General features: G+C 37.5%; 17 protein-coding genes and 1 pseudogene. 10 read left to right on the top strand and 8 right to left on the bottom strand.

Annotated features, from left to right (window positions below):
- Position 1: 1 nt before the first annotated feature.
- The 5 genes from AC5LXV_RS04945 to AC5LXV_RS04965 form a co-directional block, all read right to left on the bottom strand.
- Positions 2-649: a 4Fe-4S single cluster domain-containing protein gene (locus AC5LXV_RS04945; RefSeq protein WP_493451845.1), complete on the bottom strand. Its 648-nt coding sequence runs from the start codon at positions 647-649 to the stop codon at positions 2-4.
- A complete protein-coding gene (locus tag AC5LXV_RS04950) occupies positions 650-2,473 on the bottom strand; it encodes an AAA family ATPase (RefSeq protein ID WP_493467528.1) in 1,824 nt (607 codons plus the stop codon).
- Positions 2,474-3,702: 1,229 nt separating this feature from the next.
- The gene (locus AC5LXV_RS04955; RefSeq protein ID WP_493451843.1) at positions 3,703-4,572 is read right to left on the bottom strand and encodes a hypothetical protein; all 870 of its coding nucleotides are present in this window, start codon (positions 4,570-4,572) and stop codon (positions 3,703-3,705) included.
- Between the two features lie 533 nt (positions 4,573-5,105).
- On the bottom strand, positions 5,106-5,438 hold the full coding sequence (locus AC5LXV_RS04960) for a lipocalin-like domain-containing protein (RefSeq protein WP_493467529.1): 333 nt from the start codon (positions 5,436-5,438) through the stop codon (positions 5,106-5,108).
- 47 nt (positions 5,439-5,485) lie between these two features.
- The gene (locus AC5LXV_RS04965; RefSeq protein WP_493467530.1) at positions 5,486-7,510 is read right to left on the bottom strand and encodes a CocE/NonD family hydrolase; all 2,025 of its coding nucleotides are present in this window, start codon (positions 7,508-7,510) and stop codon (positions 5,486-5,488) included.
- Between the two features lie 102 nt (positions 7,511-7,612).
- Between AC5LXV_RS04965 and AC5LXV_RS04970 the strand changes: the two genes are divergently transcribed.
- Together AC5LXV_RS04970 and AC5LXV_RS04975 are read left to right on the top strand one after the other, a co-directional pair.
- The gene (locus tag AC5LXV_RS04970) at positions 7,613-7,984 is read left to right on the top strand and encodes a LysR family transcriptional regulator (RefSeq protein ID WP_493467531.1); all 372 of its coding nucleotides are present in this window, start codon (positions 7,613-7,615) and stop codon (positions 7,982-7,984) included.
- Between the two features lie 103 nt (positions 7,985-8,087).
- Positions 8,088-8,525 (top strand): annotated as a pseudogene (locus AC5LXV_RS04975) (LysR substrate-binding domain-containing protein); the annotation flags it as partial.
- A gap of 194 nt (positions 8,526-8,719) precedes the next feature.
- Here AC5LXV_RS04975 and AC5LXV_RS04980 read toward each other — a convergent pair.
- Complete coding sequence (locus AC5LXV_RS04980; protein WP_493451898.1) at positions 8,720-9,463, bottom strand: DeoR family transcriptional regulator; 744 nt, start codon at positions 9,461-9,463, stop codon at positions 8,720-8,722.
- A 409-nt stretch (positions 9,464-9,872) separates the two neighbouring features.
- Between AC5LXV_RS04980 and AC5LXV_RS04985 the strand changes: the two genes are divergently transcribed.
- Positions 9,873-10,739, top strand: a complete 867-nt coding sequence (locus AC5LXV_RS04985) for a hypothetical protein (RefSeq protein WP_493467532.1) — start codon at positions 9,873-9,875, stop codon at positions 10,737-10,739.
- Between the two features lie 91 nt (positions 10,740-10,830).
- Here the strand turns inward: AC5LXV_RS04985 and AC5LXV_RS04990 are convergent, their stop codons facing one another.
- A complete protein-coding gene (locus AC5LXV_RS04990) occupies positions 10,831-13,263 on the bottom strand; it encodes a formate C-acetyltransferase/glycerol dehydratase family glycyl radical enzyme (RefSeq protein WP_493467533.1) in 2,433 nt (810 codons plus the stop codon).
- 14 nt (positions 13,264-13,277) lie between these two features.
- Entirely contained in the window at positions 13,278-14,177 is a 900-nt protein-coding gene (locus AC5LXV_RS04995) for a glycyl-radical enzyme activating protein (RefSeq protein WP_110454241.1), read from the bottom strand.
- 209 nt (positions 14,178-14,386) lie between these two features.
- On the opposite strand from AC5LXV_RS04995, the gene AC5LXV_RS05000 reads away from it, so the two are divergent.
- The 7 genes from AC5LXV_RS05000 (at position 14,387) to fsa (ending at position 20,597) form a co-directional block, all read left to right on the top strand.
- A complete protein-coding gene (locus AC5LXV_RS05000; RefSeq protein ID WP_493467534.1) occupies positions 14,387-15,340 on the top strand; it encodes an ROK family protein in 954 nt (317 codons plus the stop codon).
- Positions 15,341-15,355: 15 nt separating this feature from the next.
- Positions 15,356-16,504: a PTS transporter subunit EIIC gene (locus AC5LXV_RS05005; RefSeq protein WP_110424196.1), complete on the top strand. Its 1,149-nt coding sequence runs from the start codon at positions 15,356-15,358 to the stop codon at positions 16,502-16,504.
- A 68-nt stretch (positions 16,505-16,572) separates the two neighbouring features.
- Positions 16,573-17,313, top strand: a complete 741-nt coding sequence (locus AC5LXV_RS05010) for a DeoR/GlpR family DNA-binding transcription regulator (protein ID WP_110424195.1) — start codon at positions 16,573-16,575, stop codon at positions 17,311-17,313.
- Positions 17,314-17,671: 358 nt separating this feature from the next.
- Positions 17,672-17,995 carry a PTS sugar transporter subunit IIA gene (locus AC5LXV_RS05015; protein ID WP_110424194.1) on the top strand — a complete coding sequence of 108 codons (324 nt, stop codon included), beginning with the start codon at positions 17,672-17,674 and terminating at the stop codon, positions 17,993-17,995.
- Between the two features lie 27 nt (positions 17,996-18,022).
- Positions 18,023-18,340, top strand: a complete 318-nt coding sequence (locus AC5LXV_RS05020) for a PTS sugar transporter subunit IIB (protein ID WP_110424193.1) — start codon at positions 18,023-18,025, stop codon at positions 18,338-18,340.
- A 2-nt stretch (positions 18,341-18,342) separates the two neighbouring features.
- On the top strand, positions 18,343-19,668 hold the full coding sequence (locus AC5LXV_RS05025; protein WP_493467535.1) for a PTS sugar transporter subunit IIC: 1,326 nt from the start codon (positions 18,343-18,345) through the stop codon (positions 19,666-19,668).
- A 266-nt stretch (positions 19,669-19,934) separates the two neighbouring features.
- Positions 19,935-20,597, top strand: coding sequence for a fructose-6-phosphate aldolase (fsa, locus tag AC5LXV_RS05030; protein ID WP_110424191.1), 663 nt, complete (start codon positions 19,935-19,937; stop codon positions 20,595-20,597).
- Positions 20,598-20,667 lie beyond the last annotated feature (70 nt).

Here is a 20,667-nt window from a genome sequence, read left to right on the forward strand (position 1 = left end):
CTTAATTCTTTACTTTGTCAGCGGTCACTTTTAATTGGTGTCCTTGCCGCTTTAAAAGGGTTTCTAATTTTATGAAATCATCACGTCTAGGAATGCCTGCGAACCAGATGACACCTTCTGCATCAAACATGACATCTAATACTTTATCCTCAGTTGTCACGGCTTGTTGATAATAAGCAAATTTTTCTTTTGCTTGTGATGTAAAACAGTGTAAGCGTTGATTATCACTGCCTCTTAACCTTAAAGTTTGTGAACTTTGTCGTTGAAAAGGATCACTGATTAATACATCAATATAAGGTTTAATCTGTTGTAACTGATCGTTGATATCTTCGATGCTATAGCCGGTATACACTAAAATATCAACTTTGGTTTTTTCTCGTAACTGGGTCACAATGGCTAACAAGGCATCAAATTGATCGAAGGGTTCGCCGCCAGAAATAGTAATGCCATCAACCAAAGGCAGGTAAGTGGAGAGCCCCATCATCAGTTTATCGATGGGAATAAACGTTTTTGCAGTTGCCCAAGTATCAACTGAAATACATCCCTCACAACGTAAACTACAGCCTTGAAACCAAATACCTAGTCGCCTACCCGGCCCTAGTGTTGTCACAGGAAAATGAACGCGCGATATACCAACTGTTAACACCATTTACTCCAAGGTTAATCGACCCATTTGCAACTGAGTAACCACTAATGATTGACCTGCTTGAGGGTTTAACTTAAACAACTCACGAGCCAATGGATTTAATAAATGAGCCTCAATCTGATTACGTATTCCTCGACCGCCATTTGATAGATCAGCTAAAGCAATCTTCTTCAAACTTTGTAATGCCTCTGGAGTAAAAGATAAAATCACCCCTTGTGTTTGTAAATCTTCAATCACACCATCAATCATTTGTTGGAATATCTGCTCTGCTACATCAGGGCGAATAAAGTCAAATACAATGATATTTTCGCCTATTCGATTTAAGATTTCCGGGCGATTTAAGACAAATTTAAAATGCCGCTCAATTTCATTTTTAACTTTTTCTTGAACATCATCAAATTGGTCATGTGCAGATACGTTAGCAATACGCTCTCCTGTTTCGCTCAGTTTATAAATTCCAAGATTGGATGTAAAAATAATGAGTGCTTCTGAAAAATAAACACGCTCACCTCGCCCTGATGTAAGAACACCATCATCTAAAATCTGCAAAAATTTGTCCATAACACGAGGATGAGCTTTTTCTATTTCATCAAATAATACAACGCTAAACGGTTTTTCACGTATTGCATTAGTTAGCTCTCCCCCTACATCATATCCCACATAACCGGGAGGTGAACCAATTAAGCGCTGATCTGAAAATTCTGAACTAAACTCAGACATATCAAAGCGAATATAAGCACTTTCATCATTAAAGAGTAAACTGGTAATTGTCTTGGCAAGCTCTGTTTTACCTACACCAGTTGGACCTGCTAAAAAAACTACTCCGCGGGGTCTATTGCCTTTTCGGTTAACGCCTACTCCCGTAATCGCCCGCTTTATAATGTCGAGCATATGGACAACCGCATGATTTTGTCCTTTAACTCGTTGATATACAAAGTCATCAGCTTGTTCTATTTTTTGCCGTTCGATTTTCTGCCAAGGGTCTTCGGTTACACCTACTTTATAACGTCTTACGGCATCAGAGATATCATTAATGGTCAATCCCTCAACTCTCGCTAATGTGGTAATAGCATTCATATCAAGCAATAACATGCCTTCGGTGCTATTAACAAAGGTTGCTTCCGCTTTCGCCAGCAATTCTGGAGTGGCTTGTTGCCAACCAGAAAGGCCTTTTATTAATGCAGAGGCTAATGCTCGACGAAAGGTGCTGTCTGGTTTAGAAACTGGAATATGACGAATTCGTGGATTATTTACTAATAACCAGTCAGGTAAATCCCCCTCTTTTTCTACCAACCAAATTAGTGTATTAAAAAAAGGGTTACGATTTGTTCCGGCAGGTCTTGCACGCGCTTGATGGGAGAGGACTAATGCTCGGGTAAACAGTTGATGCTCTGCGGCAGTGAGGTTATTAGCACGAATGGTTAGCTGTGAGGCAAAATCAATAATTAATGCCACAGGTTCGTCATTATTAAGATTAACAACGTTTTCTAAAGTGTTTGCCAATGAATCAATGCCCGCAGCGGCTCGTCCTCCTTCAGGTATTAATCCTATTTGATGTAATAACTCATCAATACTAACAGCTGGTAAATCAGGCGTTTGTAAACCATAAAACCCCAGTAAAGGATTCCAAATAAGTACTTGACTATATCCTACTTCACGAAGAGCACGATACAAAGTTAACTCAAATGTCTGTGGTGTAATAACTTCAGGAGCCACTTCACACGCTTGTAAATCCCTAATGTTACCCGACAATACAAACTGACTTTTTAACGGCAAAAACCTTAATAGATCACGTAGCCAACGTGGTTTATTAAACTGATTTGTCATGCGCAAAAACCTTTAATAATAACCCTTGAATAATTCCTATAATCTATTATATAGAATCAGATAGAGATAACTAGTATTTCTTTTTAATTATCAATGATATTGATCATACTCGCTAACTTAGCTTTCCACTCTTTTGATTGAGTTGAGCACAAAAAGCTATGACTGACAATTAGTCAATAAATCTCAATCATCTTATCTAAAATTATTTATTTTTGACTTTAATAACCGCCACACCCTAAAACACAACGATTATCAGGCTGCATAAATCGTAGGTACTCATCGATTTAAGAAAATAGTTTACACAATAATCTATCATCCTTTTAATCCTATCGGTTTCTCAATGATGTATCATCTGTAAATAATTGTGTTTGTCATTAGCTTGTTGTTCTTTCATCCAAAATTTATAGGTATTTATATAATCGCAGCATATTCAGCTTGTTTTATAAATCATAAATAAATAGCTTTATTCAAAAAACATTATGATTTTCATCAATCTTGGCGATTTTTGCCAAGATTATTAGAGAGGTATCTAAAATGAGTACAATGAATATTCCACCACCATAATCACAACGTGTTGACGTTGAGCAAAGAGTTTAAAAAAGTTTTTATAGTACTCATAGTGAATATATCAAAGCGCTTATCCATAAAGATTTTGCGCGTAAATAATTGAGAGATTTAATTATGGAAGGGGTTAACTCACCAACGGTTCAGTTATTAAGGAAAACCATTTGGTTTTATTAAAACGCAGAATAGAAGGATAGAAAGGATAGACTAGATAATGGCAAAAATGTTTATCTAAAAAAATACCGAACAAGATGTTGAACAGACTATTGTTTATTATGAAGGAAAATCTTAAGCATTAGTTAATAAGGTATAGGATGAATTGATTACAGGATATAGTTATATTAGAGACCATCCGGCTATTGGATCAAACTGGTTTGTCTATGAGTTAAATGTCCAAATTTAAAACTTGGGTATTCACAAACTTTGCTTATATTATTTTTTACATTAAGAAAGCCGAATGTGTTCACATCTACGTGTTTTGCATAGTCGTCAAAAAATCCCTTCATGGAAGTTTGAATCTTAATACAATAACGGTCAACAATGGATGTTATTATTGCAACTTTGCCATAGTAAAATTCTTACGTTTGTTAACATTAATTTAAAAACATTACTCTTATATTGTGATTAACCCTTATAGTTAACGTCTAGCAGAGAGTTTTTGGCTGTTATATATCTCGAGGCACAACGTTGTATTGAGAAGGAATAATAAGATCTGTATCAGATTGAATTTCCATGATATCAAATTGATAATCAAAATTATTCATTGGTCCGAGAGGAACTCTTATATATTTATATTTCTTATCTTCTTTAAGGTTTGGATCGATTTCTCTCCAAGATCTGTATAAAACACGATATTCGTTTTCAACGTCAAAATCTTTTGCTAGATAGAATGCACACAGCCTAGAGATTCCAGATAACACAAAATTTCTTTTATATTTATTTTTAATACACTGTGTCAGATCATATAATAAATCTAACGGTTTTCCTTTTGTTTTTTCATACACCATTTTCCGAAAATTTGGATTTTTCGCTATCACTCTAAGTTTGAGCCTCACGCCTTCATTAGGCGCGAATGTTTTCCAAAAGTACTGTTCTTGATCGACTGTCAGGTTTGTATCAGTAAAAGATGCATAGTACATATTGCTCATTAGTTCTTTATACACTGGTTCTCCATCCACTCCATCAAGACTATCTAGATAACCAGAGAGTTCATGATTTTTACAAAATGTTTCAATTTCTTGCTCATCAAATCTTCTGAGCAAACTATATAAACGAAACTCATTATTTTTCAGGATTGATTCAGCATTTTCTTTAGATGTATAGTGATAGACAGTTAAAGAATTTATAGATGGCCAGATAGAGTCCACAATTAAATCTGATAAAACTTGATCTTGCTTTACACAATCACTAACTATTTTATCGGTTATCGTAATATTCGACGAAGTAATAGTTTTAGTGATACCGTGATTACTAAGTATTGAGTTAATGTCTTTGACCAAAGAGAGTGGACTGATAGGACAATCTAACGGTTTCAAGAATACCTCCTTAGAGAACGCAACACCATCTGATAATGGAATATGACATTCGATTCTTACTTTCATTCTTTAAGCAGGAATGCTGCAAATTTTACACACCGAATCAATTTCCTTTCTTGTTAACCTCTTGAACCACACAAGAAAGAATTGCGGTAATTAAGTATAAAAAATTCTAAAGTTCTCTTTAAAATACCGCCTTTTTTATTAAGTATAGCTATGAATCAAGCTAAGTCCTTATAAGAAAAAGTAGCAGATCTAATTTATAGGTTATAGCGAATTAAGTCAATTGAAACCAAACCTTAATGTCGAAAAAAATTTTTCTATTATTCTCCAAATAGCTTTCTTATCTCTATTTTTATGCCACGACAATTACCTGTAACAAACCTCAGGATTTGGCTAATAGTCCACTAAATTTGTCTGCTGCACTTTTGCCATTCTAGTGTTGCATCGATTTCAATACCGCCAGAACTTACTGGCTCGACTGAAGAAAGGAAGAGGCGGTCACCTTCGATGCGTGCTCGGCGTAGCTGCCGTTAACCACACCAGTTTGGGAAAAGCGATACATCCATGCCGTGAATGATCGTTCCGGGTTGCTCGCCAAGTTGCCATGGACCACTGTAGGCGATATAGGTGGTTGCTTCCGCTTTGAACTCCTCAGGAGAAGCAACGAACCAGTCTCCTGATGTAAAATGCGAGCGTTCTGGAGCACAGAGTTGTGCCGACATGTAGCCATCTGGCGTGTAAAGGATCAACCCTTGAGGCCGATCGGTCATAGGTTGGCGTATCGGCGAACCGTCTCGCGGTCGCTCTATATAACTTACTAGACGCCACGCCCCGATTAATTGTTCACGAAGTATATTGGTCATTAGAAATTTCCTCTTTTTGGGCATGGAACCCGTTAGTATTGGTCAATTTAAAGTTTCTTCAACGGTACAAGGAGATAACTGTCACGCTCTGCACCGAAATGGATATGGTGAATCCCCTTGTTACGAGACAGCGGCATCACCTCTTGCGCCTTGGCCCATGCCGGCATCGTTGCTGGTCCACCACCAACCAGATGGATCATCTCCGGCTGCGTACCGGGTTCAAACGTAAAGCTGTTCTTCGGCAGATCAATCGCCGCCTGTCCGAAAGGTAGGTTGACGGGATCGTTGCGGAAAGGTTTGATCGTCAGTTTCAGCTGTTCACCTGGATGAAACTTCATTGCCAACGGCCAGATACCTATATCAACTGGTACCACTTCTTTAGGTGAAAGTCGCTGTTCCCCTTGTAAAAGAAGTACTGGGTCTGCTTCAGTTGAGAGGACAGGATCCAGAGCTCGGCGTGAAACCCTCAGATAACTTGCCGTACGGGTCGGTGCTGCGCCACCGGGATAGGTCTCGCGAATAATGGTTCGCCCCGCAGAATCCACTTTTTCTAAATAAACGGTAAGATCCATATCATCCGCCCCATCAGCTTCGACAAACAACCGAAGCTTGCTGTAGCCAATAAGCTCTGCCTCATACTCGATCGGCATTAAAAAGGTAGCTGAGCCACCATCCACCTTGTAAGAAACCACACCGGGTTTTGGGGATGATGTGGCTGTCAATGAAGAGGTATCAGTTAGATGAAGCTTGATATGCTCATAACCTTTTGGAGGAAATTCCTCGACAATGCGGTCAACCTCATCCTGATGGCCGGGATCGAGAACCGAGATACGAACTTTTGGTGTTTCTTCCCAGCCATTTTTCTCGCCTTTTAGATATCGATCGAAAAAGCGTTTAAGCTCGGCTTGGTGAGCAGGATCATAGAAATCCGGCCACTCCTGGGTATTATGAACACGTAACCATTTCTCTTTGGAAGAAATTCTGCGCCACGCATCAAACGTTCCATATGTATGAGCAACATTATCGTAGCTGGCAACGATGTAGGCCGGGACTTCGATGCGTTCAAGGCGTGCAGCTTTATCTGCCCAGTAAGGCGTCATATCCTGTTCAGTCGCAGCCATGCGCGGCATATCTTCCAAAAAGTGCTCACCACCAAAGCTTTGGATTAGCGCTTCCAGGAATGCGGTGCGAGGAATGCCACCACGAAGAAAATCACCGCGAGCAATATCGGTGCAACCCTCCCACGGAGCTATAGCAGCTAAGTGTGGCGGTTGTTCTGCTGCGATAAACCACTGCGAAACGCACAGCCAGCTATTACCAGCCATACCGACTTTACCATTAGACCAACTTTGATCTGCTATCCAGTTAATTACATCGCAACCATCTTCAGCGGTCTGCCGACCCCAACCGACGATATTTCCACCTGAACGATAGGCACCACGAATGTCGGGATTGATCACGGCGTAACCAGCATTAACCCAGTAGGCTGGGTCAGGACCTTCCCATTTCATCATTTCAGACGTCATACTTAATTTAACGCCATATCGTTCTGGAATTTCGTCCAACCATTGACCACCAATCTCTTTGCCGTATGGACTCCAAGCGAGAATTGCCGGATGGATAGCATCGCCGACAGGACGGAAAACATCCGTGTAGATCACTGTACCATCACGTAGGGTGATCGCCACATCACGCTCAAACATAATGTCGCAGGGTAATGGCATCGCGCCCTCACGTCGAATTGTTCCTTTACGCAGAATTTCTGATCCGGGCTTGAAGCCGGGATAACGCACTCGAGGTGCATCCAAAGGTAATGGACGACGGAAGTAGGTCGGGTAAGCATCATTGCCATAGACGCGTAGCGGTAGCTTTTCGGAAAAAGGAACCTCATTTTTTGATGCTGCTGCAAACGCCGAGCTAATTGGCTTTCCGATGAATGGCAAACCGAACTGGCTGACAGCAAGCGCTCCGCCGGCGATGCCCATAGCGCTCAGGAAGCGTCGTCGGCTTATTGATTCGCTAGTAGCAACGCAAGATAGAAGTATTGTCGGAGACTGTTTTGATTTAGTCATAGCAGATCCTTTTTGAGTGTCGTATGTTGTTGACAATAATAAAAGTCGGTCCATATAATGTCTAATGACATTATGTTCCCCCTGTAATTCCAAGAGGTAATAATGGAACTCCGTCATCTGAAATCTTTCGTCGTACTGGCTGAGGAGCTGCATTTTGGCAGAGCGGCGAAGCGTCTGCACATCGTCCAGTCGGCGCTGAGCAAGCAAATGCTGCTCCTTGAGGAAACCGTAGGATGCCGCTTACTCAATCGCAATCGTCGGGGTGTGACGCTTAGCGAAGCGGGTAAGGTGTTTCTCGGAGAGGCAAATCAAGCACTTGAACATATTGAACGCGCGATGGAAACTGCGTGCCGCGTTAGCCAAGGCCTTATGGGGCGCGTACGGATTGGTTATTCAGCCATCATCGCTGTTCATTCTGGTATTCTGACATCAGCTCTCACCCGAATAGAGGATGTCATGCCTGAGGTGAAGTAGTGCTGCAACAAATCGAGCCATGGGAACAAAATGAGAGGCTTATGACCGATAAGGTTGACTTCGTGTACTAGCCCCTGTCCTTGAAAATTATCAGCAGACGCTTCGAGTGCATCAACTTGCAAAATTGCCAGTAGTTGTGGGTATGTCGGTTCGTCATGTACTTGCTTCCAAATCGGTAATTGAACTTGAAGACCTCAAGGAAGAAACGTTTATCGAACTTGCCAATAGTGATGGTGAGGCCGTTGATGTAGTTAAAAATCTAATTGGTCTTCATCCGCAAACCGTCATCGCCAAATCCGACCCGATCGCCGTTCTGGCTCTGGTTCAAGCGCAGCGTGGTATCTGTGTGTTACCTACAGTACTTCAGCTACCGAATTTTCCACAGGTCACCTATAAACCTCTTAAAACCAACTGCACGGTTCCGCTGTCACTTATCAGCCGACGAGATGGCGATAATCCCTTACTTAACAAGCTCAAGGAGATCTTAATCACCACAACTGTCTTGGCTCACGAATGCTCCAGACCTATAGCGGTCAAGTAAATTAAGCGACACACTTAGATTTTTGCAAAAAATGGTTTTTATTCAGGGTATTAATCCTCAGTTGTATTGATAAAACCTAAGTGGAGTTAACAGAGGCCATTTTCTCATTATGAGACACTATAAGATATCTGCGTTCAAATTTAATTATGATTTTTTGTCTATTATCTTTAATAGCAGCGACTTTTGCTGTTTAACTAAATAACTTTATCAACAATAATATTTTTCGCGGTTAGATACTGCTCATCTTCAATGTTAATTGCCTGATCAGTAATTACCCGATGAATGGCTTCGAGTGGCGATAATTGATATGGCTGTTTTTGACCAAACTTTGATGAATCAGTGATGATGATGTTTTCGCTAGGCTTGGTTAATATGGTATTAACTAACTCAGTCCGCATTTGGTTTCGACCAGAAAACCCAGTATCCGGTAAAAAGCCATCAATACCAATAAATGCTTTGTCAAAATGGAGATGTTTTATCGCAAGGCAAGCAAGTTCACCGACCACACTTTCACTCTTCTTTTGATATTCGCCACCAATGACCACCACTTTTAATTCGGTATTTTTTAGCAATTGAGCGATGTAGTAGCTTGAGGTAATTAGGGTGATACGACGCGTGTAGGCTAAATGTCTGGCGAGTAGGGCGTTGGTACTCCCCCCTTCAATAAAGATATGTTCATCGTTATTGACGAGTGAGGCGGCGTATTCAGCTATTTTTTGCTTTAACGGGAATTTAATCTTCATGCGAGCGTCAAGATTATCACTATCGATTGCTACGGCATAACCATGCTCGCGTTTTAAATAACCGTTTTGCTCTAAAAAATTGAGATCATGACGAATGGTCACAACAGAAACATTAAATTGTTCAGCTAACTCATTGACACTAACTTGATTGAGTTCATTAACTTTATAAATAATCTCTTGTTGTCGTTCATTCATTAAATACAGCATAATTACCTGTTATAAATATAGTCACCTGTTATAAAACCGCCATATCCATATATCAATATCGATATAAACACGTAAGGAAAGATAGTAATGAATTACATGGCATTTGTCATTATAAAAGTGGCAAAACAAAAAAAGATGCCTATCGTTTTTTGGATAGATATATAAATTCGATTTTATTTTGGCATTAATCTCATTTTCTGTTTCTGTTGATCCTACCTCAAAAAACAATGAATAATCAGTGGTAGCAAACACAAAGTCATGATATAGAAATTGTATTGTTGTATATCAATTAATAACGATTAAAATGGCTAAAAAATAAAGGATCAATAATAAACATTTTTAGTAATTTCAAATTGAAAAGAGATATTAGGAATAAGAATACAATGAGGATAGTTCAATGAATAAAAAAATATTATTGCTAATCATGCTGTTTATCAGCCACTTTGCACAAAGTGCTCAAGTCACTTGGGATCTAACTTTTGATAGCAAATATAATTTACCTTTAATCATGATGGATTTTCAAGGTGAAAAAATTACCATGACGTTGGATACCGGTTCGAAAATAGCTTTACATCTACCAATGGATTTAATTAATAAGATTGCTAATAAAACGGAAAACTCTGAAAAAATCAGAACGATTGATCTTTCTGGGGGTGTCACAGAACTTAAATCATTTATTGTCAACAAGTTAGAATTAAATTCTTTTATCTTTAATAATGTGCAAGTGGTTGAATATAAAGACTGGGGATTATTTATCTCGAGTGATCCGATGGATAATGATAATAGTGAGGATAGCAGTGCATTTAAAGCTGTTATTGGCCTTAAATTGTTTGATAATTATGTATTAACTATCAATTATCCTGAAAGTAATTTAACTATATCCGATGATACTTCAACCGACTTAAATCCAAATTGGGTTGCTATCCCCTTTGATTTAAATGATGAAGGTTTGGTCGTCACTCTGTCTGACGGTATCAAGAATTATAAAATGGTTTTAGATACCGGAGCAACGGTATCACTTATCAAAGAACAATCACTTTCACCAGAATCAATAAAAATAAGCGATCCTGAAGATAATTTTAAATCTATATCACTTGATGTGAATAATGTCGCGAATGATAGCGTTCTGCCAATAATAATTGATTCATTTCCTAATGAATTTCAATCTGACGGATTATTAGGCGCTGACTTTTTAAGTAAAAACAGAGTTAAAATTGATTTTAAAAATAAGCAAATGTGGATCCAACCGTTTGTGACAAAATAATTTTATCTTAAATTTATATTGATGATTAAATGATAAAAAGACCTACAAGAGTAGGTCTTTAAATTGCTGAGGTTTATAAATTAGCTATTAATTAGATAACGTGTTCTGTTCTGGCGATAATATCATCCTGAGTATCAGGTGATAAGGCAGTAAAGAATGCGGAATAACCAGCAACACGGACAACTAAGTCACGATATTGATCCGGATGCGCTTTCGCTGCAAGTAATGTATCACGTGAAACAACATTATATTGAACATGCCATCCTTTATGCACTTCAAAGAATGTTCTTAACATCATCATCAGTTTTAACTTATCACGCGGATTGTCTAAAGTGGATGGGTTGAGTTTTTGGTTTAACAGCACGCCACCAAGAATCTTATCCGTTGGTAATTTACCTAATGAGTTAAATACTGCTGTTGGTCCTAAGGTATCCGTACCAGATGATGGGCTAGCACCTTCGGCTAACGGTGTCCATGCTTTACGTCCATCAGGTGTTGCCGCAGTTTGGGCACCAAATGGCACATTGGCAGAGATAGAGGAAGTACCAGCGTAATAAGTACCACCAATTGGACCACGACCATAGCGAGGGTTGCGATAATTTTTTAACTCATCAATATAGTAGTTATATAGTTCAGCTAAAAGATAATCTACTTCATCATTATCATTACCATATTTTGGTGCACCATTAAGTAGGCGTTGACGTAATTGTTCACCCGCAGAGCCGGCAAAGTTTTCCGCTAATGCTTTAGCTAAATCGGACTGTTTGATGGTGTGCTCATCAAAAATCAATTTTTTAACCGCTTCAAAGCTGTTAGTGGTATTAGCCAGTCCGACTTGTAAACCGGATACCCAATCATATTTCGCGCCACCTTGTTTAAGGGTTTTACCGCGTTCGATACAATCATCGACTAATACTGAGCAGATAATGTCATGCGCATTTTCTTCTAGGATAGTATCAATCACATACTCAATTTCGATTGATTTTCGTGTATAGTAGCGAATTTGTTTATCCCACTGTGCTTTGACTTCGTCGAAACTTTTGAAGTTATTTTTACTTAAGGCTTGTTCTTGTGGTAAATAAACCACACCACTGGTTGCATCTTTACCACCTTCTAATGTCGCTAATGCCACACGTGCAAAGTTAATAAAGCTCATCCCTGTGCAGCGATAACCCCATTTACCCGGTACTGCTGTTTCAATACAACCGATTGCTGAATATTCATAAGCATCTTGGCGTTCGACACCGAGTTTAATAAATTCAGGAATAACGATTTCATCATTATTAAACGCTGGCATACCAAAGCCACAACGGATAACTTGTACGCAAGCATCTAAGAAGTCATCACTCATTCCGGCATGATAACGGACACTTAAGTTAGGTTGGGTGGATTTTAAACGTCCACAAGACTCTAAAATAGCATAAGATAATGAGTTTACTGCATCAGCAGGTACATCATCGACCAGTTTTTGACCACCAATCGTCACGTTTTGATACATCGGGCTACCGGCTGAGCTTTTAGAGTGTGAACCAGAACGGATTTTATTGACTTCTAATAGTTTCAACCAACAGCTGTGTAATAACTCAATGGCTGCTTCGCGAGTTAATGTTTTATCTTGATCAACATCTTTTTCATACCATGAAGAGAGATATTGGTCCATGCGTCCAAACGATACCGAGTGTCCATTTGATTCGATTTGTAACAATAACATGACAAAATAACATAATTGAACAGCTTGCCAGAATGTTTCTGGTGGTTTATGAGCGATAACCTCACAGTTTTTAGCAATTTGTAATAGTTCATCTTTACGCCATGAACGTTCTTCTTTCGTTGCCATTTCACGGGCTAATTGAGCATAACGTTCAATATATTTACTCATGGCTAGCATGGAGATTTCTGATGCTTTTAGGAAGTGATCTTTATGAAAATCATCAAAATCAGTGGTATTAATGCGACTACGACGTTCCTTAATTTTATCAATAATACCATCAATGCCTCTTTCCAGAATAAATGGGAAATTAACGGCAAGGTGAGCATCACCTGAGTTCATATTCCCTTCGGCTTTGATCATCACAGTATCGAGTAATGATTTGTGTTCATCACTGAATAATGCATAACAGCGATCAAGTACCGTTTGACCGTGCCACCATGGGCAAACGCGGTGTAAGACTTCCTTGTCATGTTCGGTGACTTCAAATCCTGCGCCTGGGCGATCACCTAATACATCTATCTCTTTTTCTACCCAACCAACAGTATATTCAGGAAATATGGGTGCCGCTCTTGGTGCAGAAGCTTGGTTACCCACGATTAATTCATCGTGTTTTATCCAAATTGTTTTTTTATTTAGGTGATTGGCTAAAGCATAAGCACGACGTAATACCACGGGTTGTGCCAAATGTTCTTGGTAAGATTCGGTATAATGCTCTGCGCGTTCTACGCAAATCGGTGGTTTAATAATATGAATCAATGCATTTTTATGTGCTTGGATCCTTGGTGTGACAGTAGTCAGGTCTAGAGTAGACATAAGGTTCTCCTTGGTTATCCTCGTAAAACAGCGGTTAACTGTTTTTGTTGGGCGTAATGGGTTGCAAAATCGATGATATTTGCGTCGTTTAGTGGCTCTTTAGGTGCATGATATGGCAGATCGAGCATTTTATATTTGTTGATACCTAATGTGTGATACGGTAAAAAGTGGATCTCATCTGTCGGTATTTCGTTAGCAACAAAATCAACAATACTTTTTATCGATTTCTCATCAGCATTAAATCCTTGAATTAATGGCACTCGGACAGTGATCTTTTTGTTTGTCTTTGCTAAGTGCTGAAAATTTTTTAAAATCCGTTTAGCTGAACCTTTGGTCCAAGCATAAAAAATCGATTCGTCAGTATGTTTTAAATCCGCCAAGAAAAGATCTAAATATGGCAATGACGCTTCAATATTTTTCCATGGCACATGCAAACACGTTTCAACCGCAGTGTGATAGCCTTGTTGTTTGCAAGCAGCAAGTATTTCTTGGCTTAATTTAGGTTGCATAAAAGGTTCACCACCCGACAAAGTTACGCCACCACCGGTACGTTGATAAAACGGACTATCCCTATCGATAGTTTGCATCACATCCTGTACTGATAGTGATTCACCACATACAGTTAATGCTAAGCTAGGACAAACGTTTTGTATTTTTTGATAATCAGTTTGTTCGGCTGCTTTTCGATTAATCTGAATGTGTCCATTTGATTTTTTGATTAAATTTGGGCAAGATGCAGAACAAAGATCACAATCACTAATGCAGAGCCTTTCATCAAACAGGATTTCTTGCTTAGCCGATTGACTTTCTGGATTTTGACACCAAAAACACCCTAAAGAACAACCTTTCAAGAAGACAACTGTTCGAATTCCGGGTCCATCATGAGTGGAATATCGTTGTAAATTAAAAATCATACATTGCTCCCTTAGCTTTGATACATAATAATAACTTTCGAACGAAAGCGTCTGTGATCTAGATCACATTTTTGAGCATAAAATTTAAAATTAAGATCTAGATCACATTTTTAAAATTAAAATATTCATTTGTAAGTCGTTAATCTTTCGATCGAAAGTTATTTATGTTTTAATCAAAAATAAAGAGACAAGTAATAATGAGGAATAACATGAATAATTTTACTATTGGGATTGATGTTGGTGGTACTAAAACTGCATATGGACTTTTTGATAGCAATAAAAATCTCATCTTTAAAAATAAATTACCGACTAATGCAAATTTAGATGGACAAGCTTTTTTTGATGAAATTGCTGATAATGTGAATGCTATTCTTAATCAACACCAGATTCATTACTCCAATCTACGCGGTGTTGGCATAGGTATGCCTTCTTATATTTTTTATGAAGAAGGCCGTATTATGAAAACGGCAAACTTACCAAAGATAAAAGATTTCCCTGCGCGTAGCTATTTATATAAAAAATTAGGCGGTAATATTCGAATTATGCTTGATAACGATGCGCATACTGCTGCTTTAGCTGAACACCGTAATGGCGCAGGTCGTGGTTTTACACATATGCTCTATTGTCCTGTCAGTACTGGTATTTCAACAGGGATTATTATTGATAATAAGCTATTTCGTGGTCGCTATGGTTGGGCTGGAGAGACTGGTCATATGATTGCTACACCAGGGGAAGGCATTGAATGTGGCTGTGGTAATCGTGGTTGTCTTATGTCGTATTGTTCTGGTGCGATGATTGTAAAACATGTTAAACAAAAGATCCTTGAAGGTCATAAAACCATTATGCTTGATATGGCAGGTTCGCACGATGCTATTGATGTGTTACATATTAGTCAGGCTTATGATTTAGACGATTCATTATCTATTTGGGCGATAGATCAAATGGCTAAATATATGGCAGTTTGGCTTTATAACCTTTATTCAGCATTAAATATTAACTGTTTTGTGCTTGGTGGCGGATTGTTAAATATTGGTGATAAATTATTTGATCCAGTTAAGAGTATGTTTAATGATTTGAATCATTGTGATTTATCTGTCTATTTTAAAGAAGCTGAATTAGGCGATGATTTCGGCATAGTTGGTGCTGCCGAGTTACTATTTTAATTTGAGGTAATCATGATGAACACAATCACCATTGATGAAGTGAATCCCCCTACAAAAGCTAAATTTTTAGTGGTTATTGATGTACTGATAGATGGCATATCGGGTATTTTTCTCCCGTTTGTTAATCAATTATGTGCATGTGGTATTTTGATTGGAATCGTAGCTATTTTGCAAACTACAGATTGTATCGCTATGGAAAGTGACTCCTATAAAATTTTACATGCAATGGCAAATAGTCTTTTTTATTTTTTACCGATGCTACTTGCTTATACTTCAGCTAAAAAATTTGGAGCTAACCCTTATACCGCGGTGGTTATTGCTGGAATTTTACTTTATCCAAGTCTTGTTGAGATGTTAGATAAAGGTGAGACGATTAACTTTATCGGCTTAACTATTTATCCAGTTACCTATAGTGCTAGCGTGATTCCGATCATATTAGCAGTTGGCATTTTGCATTATGTTGAATTATTGTTTAAGAAAATATTACCGGATGTTGTGAGTGGCTTTTTAACACCACTACTTAGTATTATTCTTATTTCTACTTTAACATTATCCACATTGGGACCATTAGGGGTTGGGATTAGTAAATATCTGGCAATTGGATATCAATCGGTCTATCAAACCAGTCCGATTTTAGCTGGCTTTATATTGGGTGGTCTTATTCAGTTAATGGTCATTTTTGGTTTTCATTGGTGTTTAATCCCACTGGCTTTAAATAATATTAACTTAAATGGATTTGATACGATTCTCGCCATGATGGGACCAGCTGTATTTGCTCAGGCAGGATCAGCGTTTGCCGTATTCTTGTTAGCTAAAAATAAACAATTCAAATTTATCTGTTTTTCAGCAGGAATATCAGCGTTATTTGGCATTACTGAACCCGCCATGTATGGGGTTAATTTACCACTTAAAAAACCGATGATAGGTGTCTGCCTTGGCGGTGCGATTGGTGGTGCTATGACGGGCTATTTTGCTAATTCGGCAATGTCATTTGCTTTCCCTGGACTGGTTACATTGCCGGTATTTATGGGGGTGGCATTTTGGGGGTTTATAGCAGCTGTAATGGTAGGATTTTTAGTCGGCTTTTTATTTACCTTAAGTTGCCATAAAAAATTAGAATTAGCTAAATTTAGTCAAGCTGAGCTATCAATTACTAACAATTGATCTTACCTATTTGGTCAAATTTGGGTATCATATTGATTATCTCTAAATTGACAGAATAGATAGGATATATGAATAAGCGTCACCAAATAATCTTAGAGTTGATTAATAGTAAAAAGAAGATTAGTGTGAATGAGTTAGCGGTACTAACTAATGTATCACTGGTTACTATTCGTAATGATCTATCCATTCTTGAACAGCAAAACTATGTTAAACGTTCCCATGGTTTTGCTGAGATCCTTGATCGTGATTCAATGAGCGAAAGGTTAGATGTCAACTTTTCACTAAAACAGAAATTAGCCAAATATTCATTAAGCCTAATCAATGAAGGCGATTCTGTATTTATCGAAGGCGGTAGTACCAATTCATTATTAGCTCGAGAACTGCTCAACTTCAAAGGTGAAATAGTTGTTATAACTGTTTGTACCTATATAGCATCGCTATTACGTGATGCACCATTTGATGTCATTTTATTTGGGGGCTTGTTACAAGCGAAAAGCGAAAGTTTGATAGGTCCTTTAACCCGAACTTGTATTAATCAAACTCACTTCAATAAAAGCTTTTTGGGAATTGATGGTTACACTCCGGATATCGGTTTTACAGGAAGAGACATGATGCGTGCTGAAGTAATTAATGCGGTGTTGAATAAAGGTGCGGAAAATTTTGTAATTTCAGATTCCTCTAAATTTGGTCTTGTTTATCCATATACTATTGATTCCGATAATTTTAAACAAATAATTACCGATAAAAATATCAGCGCCGATATGGAAAAATCACTAAAAGATAGGGGAATTATTGTTCATAAAGTATAGTAATGGCCATAAGTTAACCTTTTATAATATCTTCAATGGCTGATAATTTGCTATCTATTCCTAATTAATCAATTTATCCTTTCAAATATATCTCTTTTTGGCTAACAACATTGTGTAGCCTTCATAAATCTTAATTTACATCTTTTCTTACTTAACCTTAACAAATCGTAACTTCAGATAAGTTATTGCCACTAGGTAATGCATTGATATTACATATATAAATAAATATATTTTCATTAGAAAGTTATTTTATTTACGTTTATGTGATCAAGTTCAACTTTTTGAAAGTGCATTTCGTGCTATTTTCTAATAAACGAAAGTTATAACAAAAATGTAAGTTAAAAAGGAGAACAATGATATGACTGATATAGAACAAGTGATTATGAATTTAATTGTTAATTCAGGTACGGCAAAATCTTTTGCTTACAATGCGTTAACCAAAGTTAACGAAAAAAATTACCTAGGTTGCGATGCAGATCTTCAACAAGCTCATGAATATTTAAAATTAGCCCACAATGAACAAACCGCATTACTCACAATGGAAGCCAATGGCGAAAAAATTGCCATTAGTGCTTTATTCATTCATGCACAAGATCACCTAATGGCAGCCATATCAGAAATTACATTATTAGAACAGATTATTGATTTAAGAAAAACGGTTAACAGTTTAATAGCTAATTAATTATTTAAAGATAAGAAGGTGAGTATTATGATAAAAATTAAATTATTTTGTGCAGCAGGATTTTCTACTAGCATGTTGGTTGAAAAAATGGTGGAAGCAGCGAAAGGACAAAACCTTGAAGTAGATATTCAAGCACACTCTCATGCTAACTTACGAGATTATATTAATGATACTGATGTTGCTTTACTCGGTCCACAAGTTGGATATGCTTTAGCTAAGGCAAAAGAAGTTTGTGATCCGGTCGGATTACCGGTAGAAGTTATACCAATGGTCGATTATGGCACAATGGATGGGCAAAAAGTACTTGAATTTGCGCTAAATCTTTATAAGAAAAAGGGTGAATAACGATGAGTATAATTGTCAACTTTATCAATACTAAAGTATTGCCCAAAATTTTGGTATTTGTGAACAGCAAAGGCATTATTGCTGTCAAAGATGGAATGCTAAGTATTTTACCATTAACCGTTGTTGGAAGTTTTTTTTTAGTTATTGGTCAAATCCCTTCAAAAGATATTAATAATTTTATAGCGAGTATTTTTGGTGAACATTGGACAGAGCCTTTTATGCAAGTTTATGGAGGGACTTTCGCCATAATGGGCTTAATTTCCTGTTTTGCCATTGCTTATGCTTATGTCAAAAATGAGGGATTTGAGCCGTTACCAGCTGGTGTACTCGCTGTTTCAGCTTTTTTTATCACCTCCAACTCTTATGTGGTGGCACCGATTTCGAGTGAAATTATCGATAATACGGTATCTAAAGCTTGGATCGGTGGACAGGGGATGATTTCAGCCATCATTATTGGTTTGGTCGTTGGTTATATTTATTCGCTTTTTTTACGTCGCAATATTGTGATTAAAATGCCGAAAGCAGTACCCAAAACGGTAGCGGTTCAATTTACGGCGTTTTTACCGGCAGCTTGTATTTTTACCTGTGCATTAATTACTTATGCTCTATTTAAAACATTTGGTCAAACCACTTTATTAGAGGCGATTTATAGTTTAGTACAAGTCCCTTTACAAGGATTAACCGATTCATTAGGTGGTATGATTGCGATTGCCTTTTTTATCTCTTTTTTATGGTGGTTTGGTGTGCATGGACAATCGATTGTCAATGGAATAGTGACATCAATCTTAACCGCCAATGCAATTGATAATACTAAAATTTTAGCTGAAAAAGGTTATTTGGATCTAAGTAACGGAGGACACATTGTTACTCAACAATTTTTAGATTCTTTTATTCTTTTAACGGGTTCTGGTATTACCTTTGGGATTGTGTTTGCTATGATTGTTGCTGCAAAATCTAAGCAATATAAGTTTTTAGGTAAAGCGGTGGTCTTTCCAACACTATTTAATATTAATGAACCTATCACATTTGGCTTTGGTATTGTGCTTAATCCAATTATGTTTATTCCATTTATTGTTGTACCGATTTTAAGTGGTTTATTAGTTTATTTTGCGTTTGTGATTGGTTTTTTAGAACCTTTCTCAGGGGTTATGCTTCCATGGAGTACCCCCGGAATTCTTTCCGGATTTTTAGTCGCGGGATGGAAAGGTGCATTACTGCAAGCTATTATCTTAGTCATTTCTATCGTAGGCTATTATCCTTTCTTTAAGAAGATGGATGCCATTGCGTATGCCAAAGAACAACAAGAGGCGTTAGCCGCTAATTCGTAAATTATTTTCATTAATAATAAAAGTCTGATAGTTTAAAAAGACTTAAAATTATATTTTTTGATAGCATTCTTTTGTTAATAAACCAAACAAAAGAATGTTTTTTTATCTTATCTGCCTAAAATCGTAAGATATTTCCACTGTGGTTATATTTCAGTATTCAATCTTGTCCTCTTAAATTATTTTTACCAATAAATATCAAAAAATAGTAGAAATATTTTCTACAGTAAGTAAAATAACTTTCGAAAGAAAACAAATAAGGAGTTGTTATGGAACTTTACTTAGATACAGCTGATGTTGCAGCCGTTAAAAAACTAGCCCCAATATTTCCTATTAAAGGGGTAACAACCAATCCAAGTATTATTGTTAAATCTGGTAAACCTATTTTTGACGTGCTACTCGCATTACAAGAGGTTATTGGTCCTAAAGGTCAGCTTTTTGCCCAGACAATTGGTAATACCGCAAAAGATATGATTAAAGAATCAGAACAATTACGCAGTAAAATTCCTTCTATCGTAACTAAAATTCCAGTTACAACCGAAGGTCTTATCGCCATCAAAGAGTTAACCAAGCAAGGAATTCCGACATTAGGTACAGCTGTTTATGGTGCTGGTCAAGGCCTATTAGCTGCTTTAGCCGGGGCAAAGTATATTGCGCCATATGTAAATCGTATTGATGCTCAAAGTGGCAGTGGTATTGATGTGGTTAATGAGTTACAAACTTTGCTAGATCTACATGCTCCTTCTTCAATGATTTTAGCTGCTAGCTTTAAAACACCTAGACAAGCTTTAGATTGCTTATTAAGTGGGTGTAAGTCTATTACTTTACCAGTAGATGTAGCTGAATTGTTTTTAGCTGATCCAGCGGTTGATGCTGCAATTCGTAAGTTTGAAGATGATTGGACAAAAGCTTACGGAACGTTATCTTTTTAATCATTTACTTTGATGGAATAAATTAAAAATTATTATTTTAAGCTAAACAAGGATGTTGGATTTAAATTCA

This window comes from Gilliamella sp. LMG 34359, assembly GCF_984569085.1.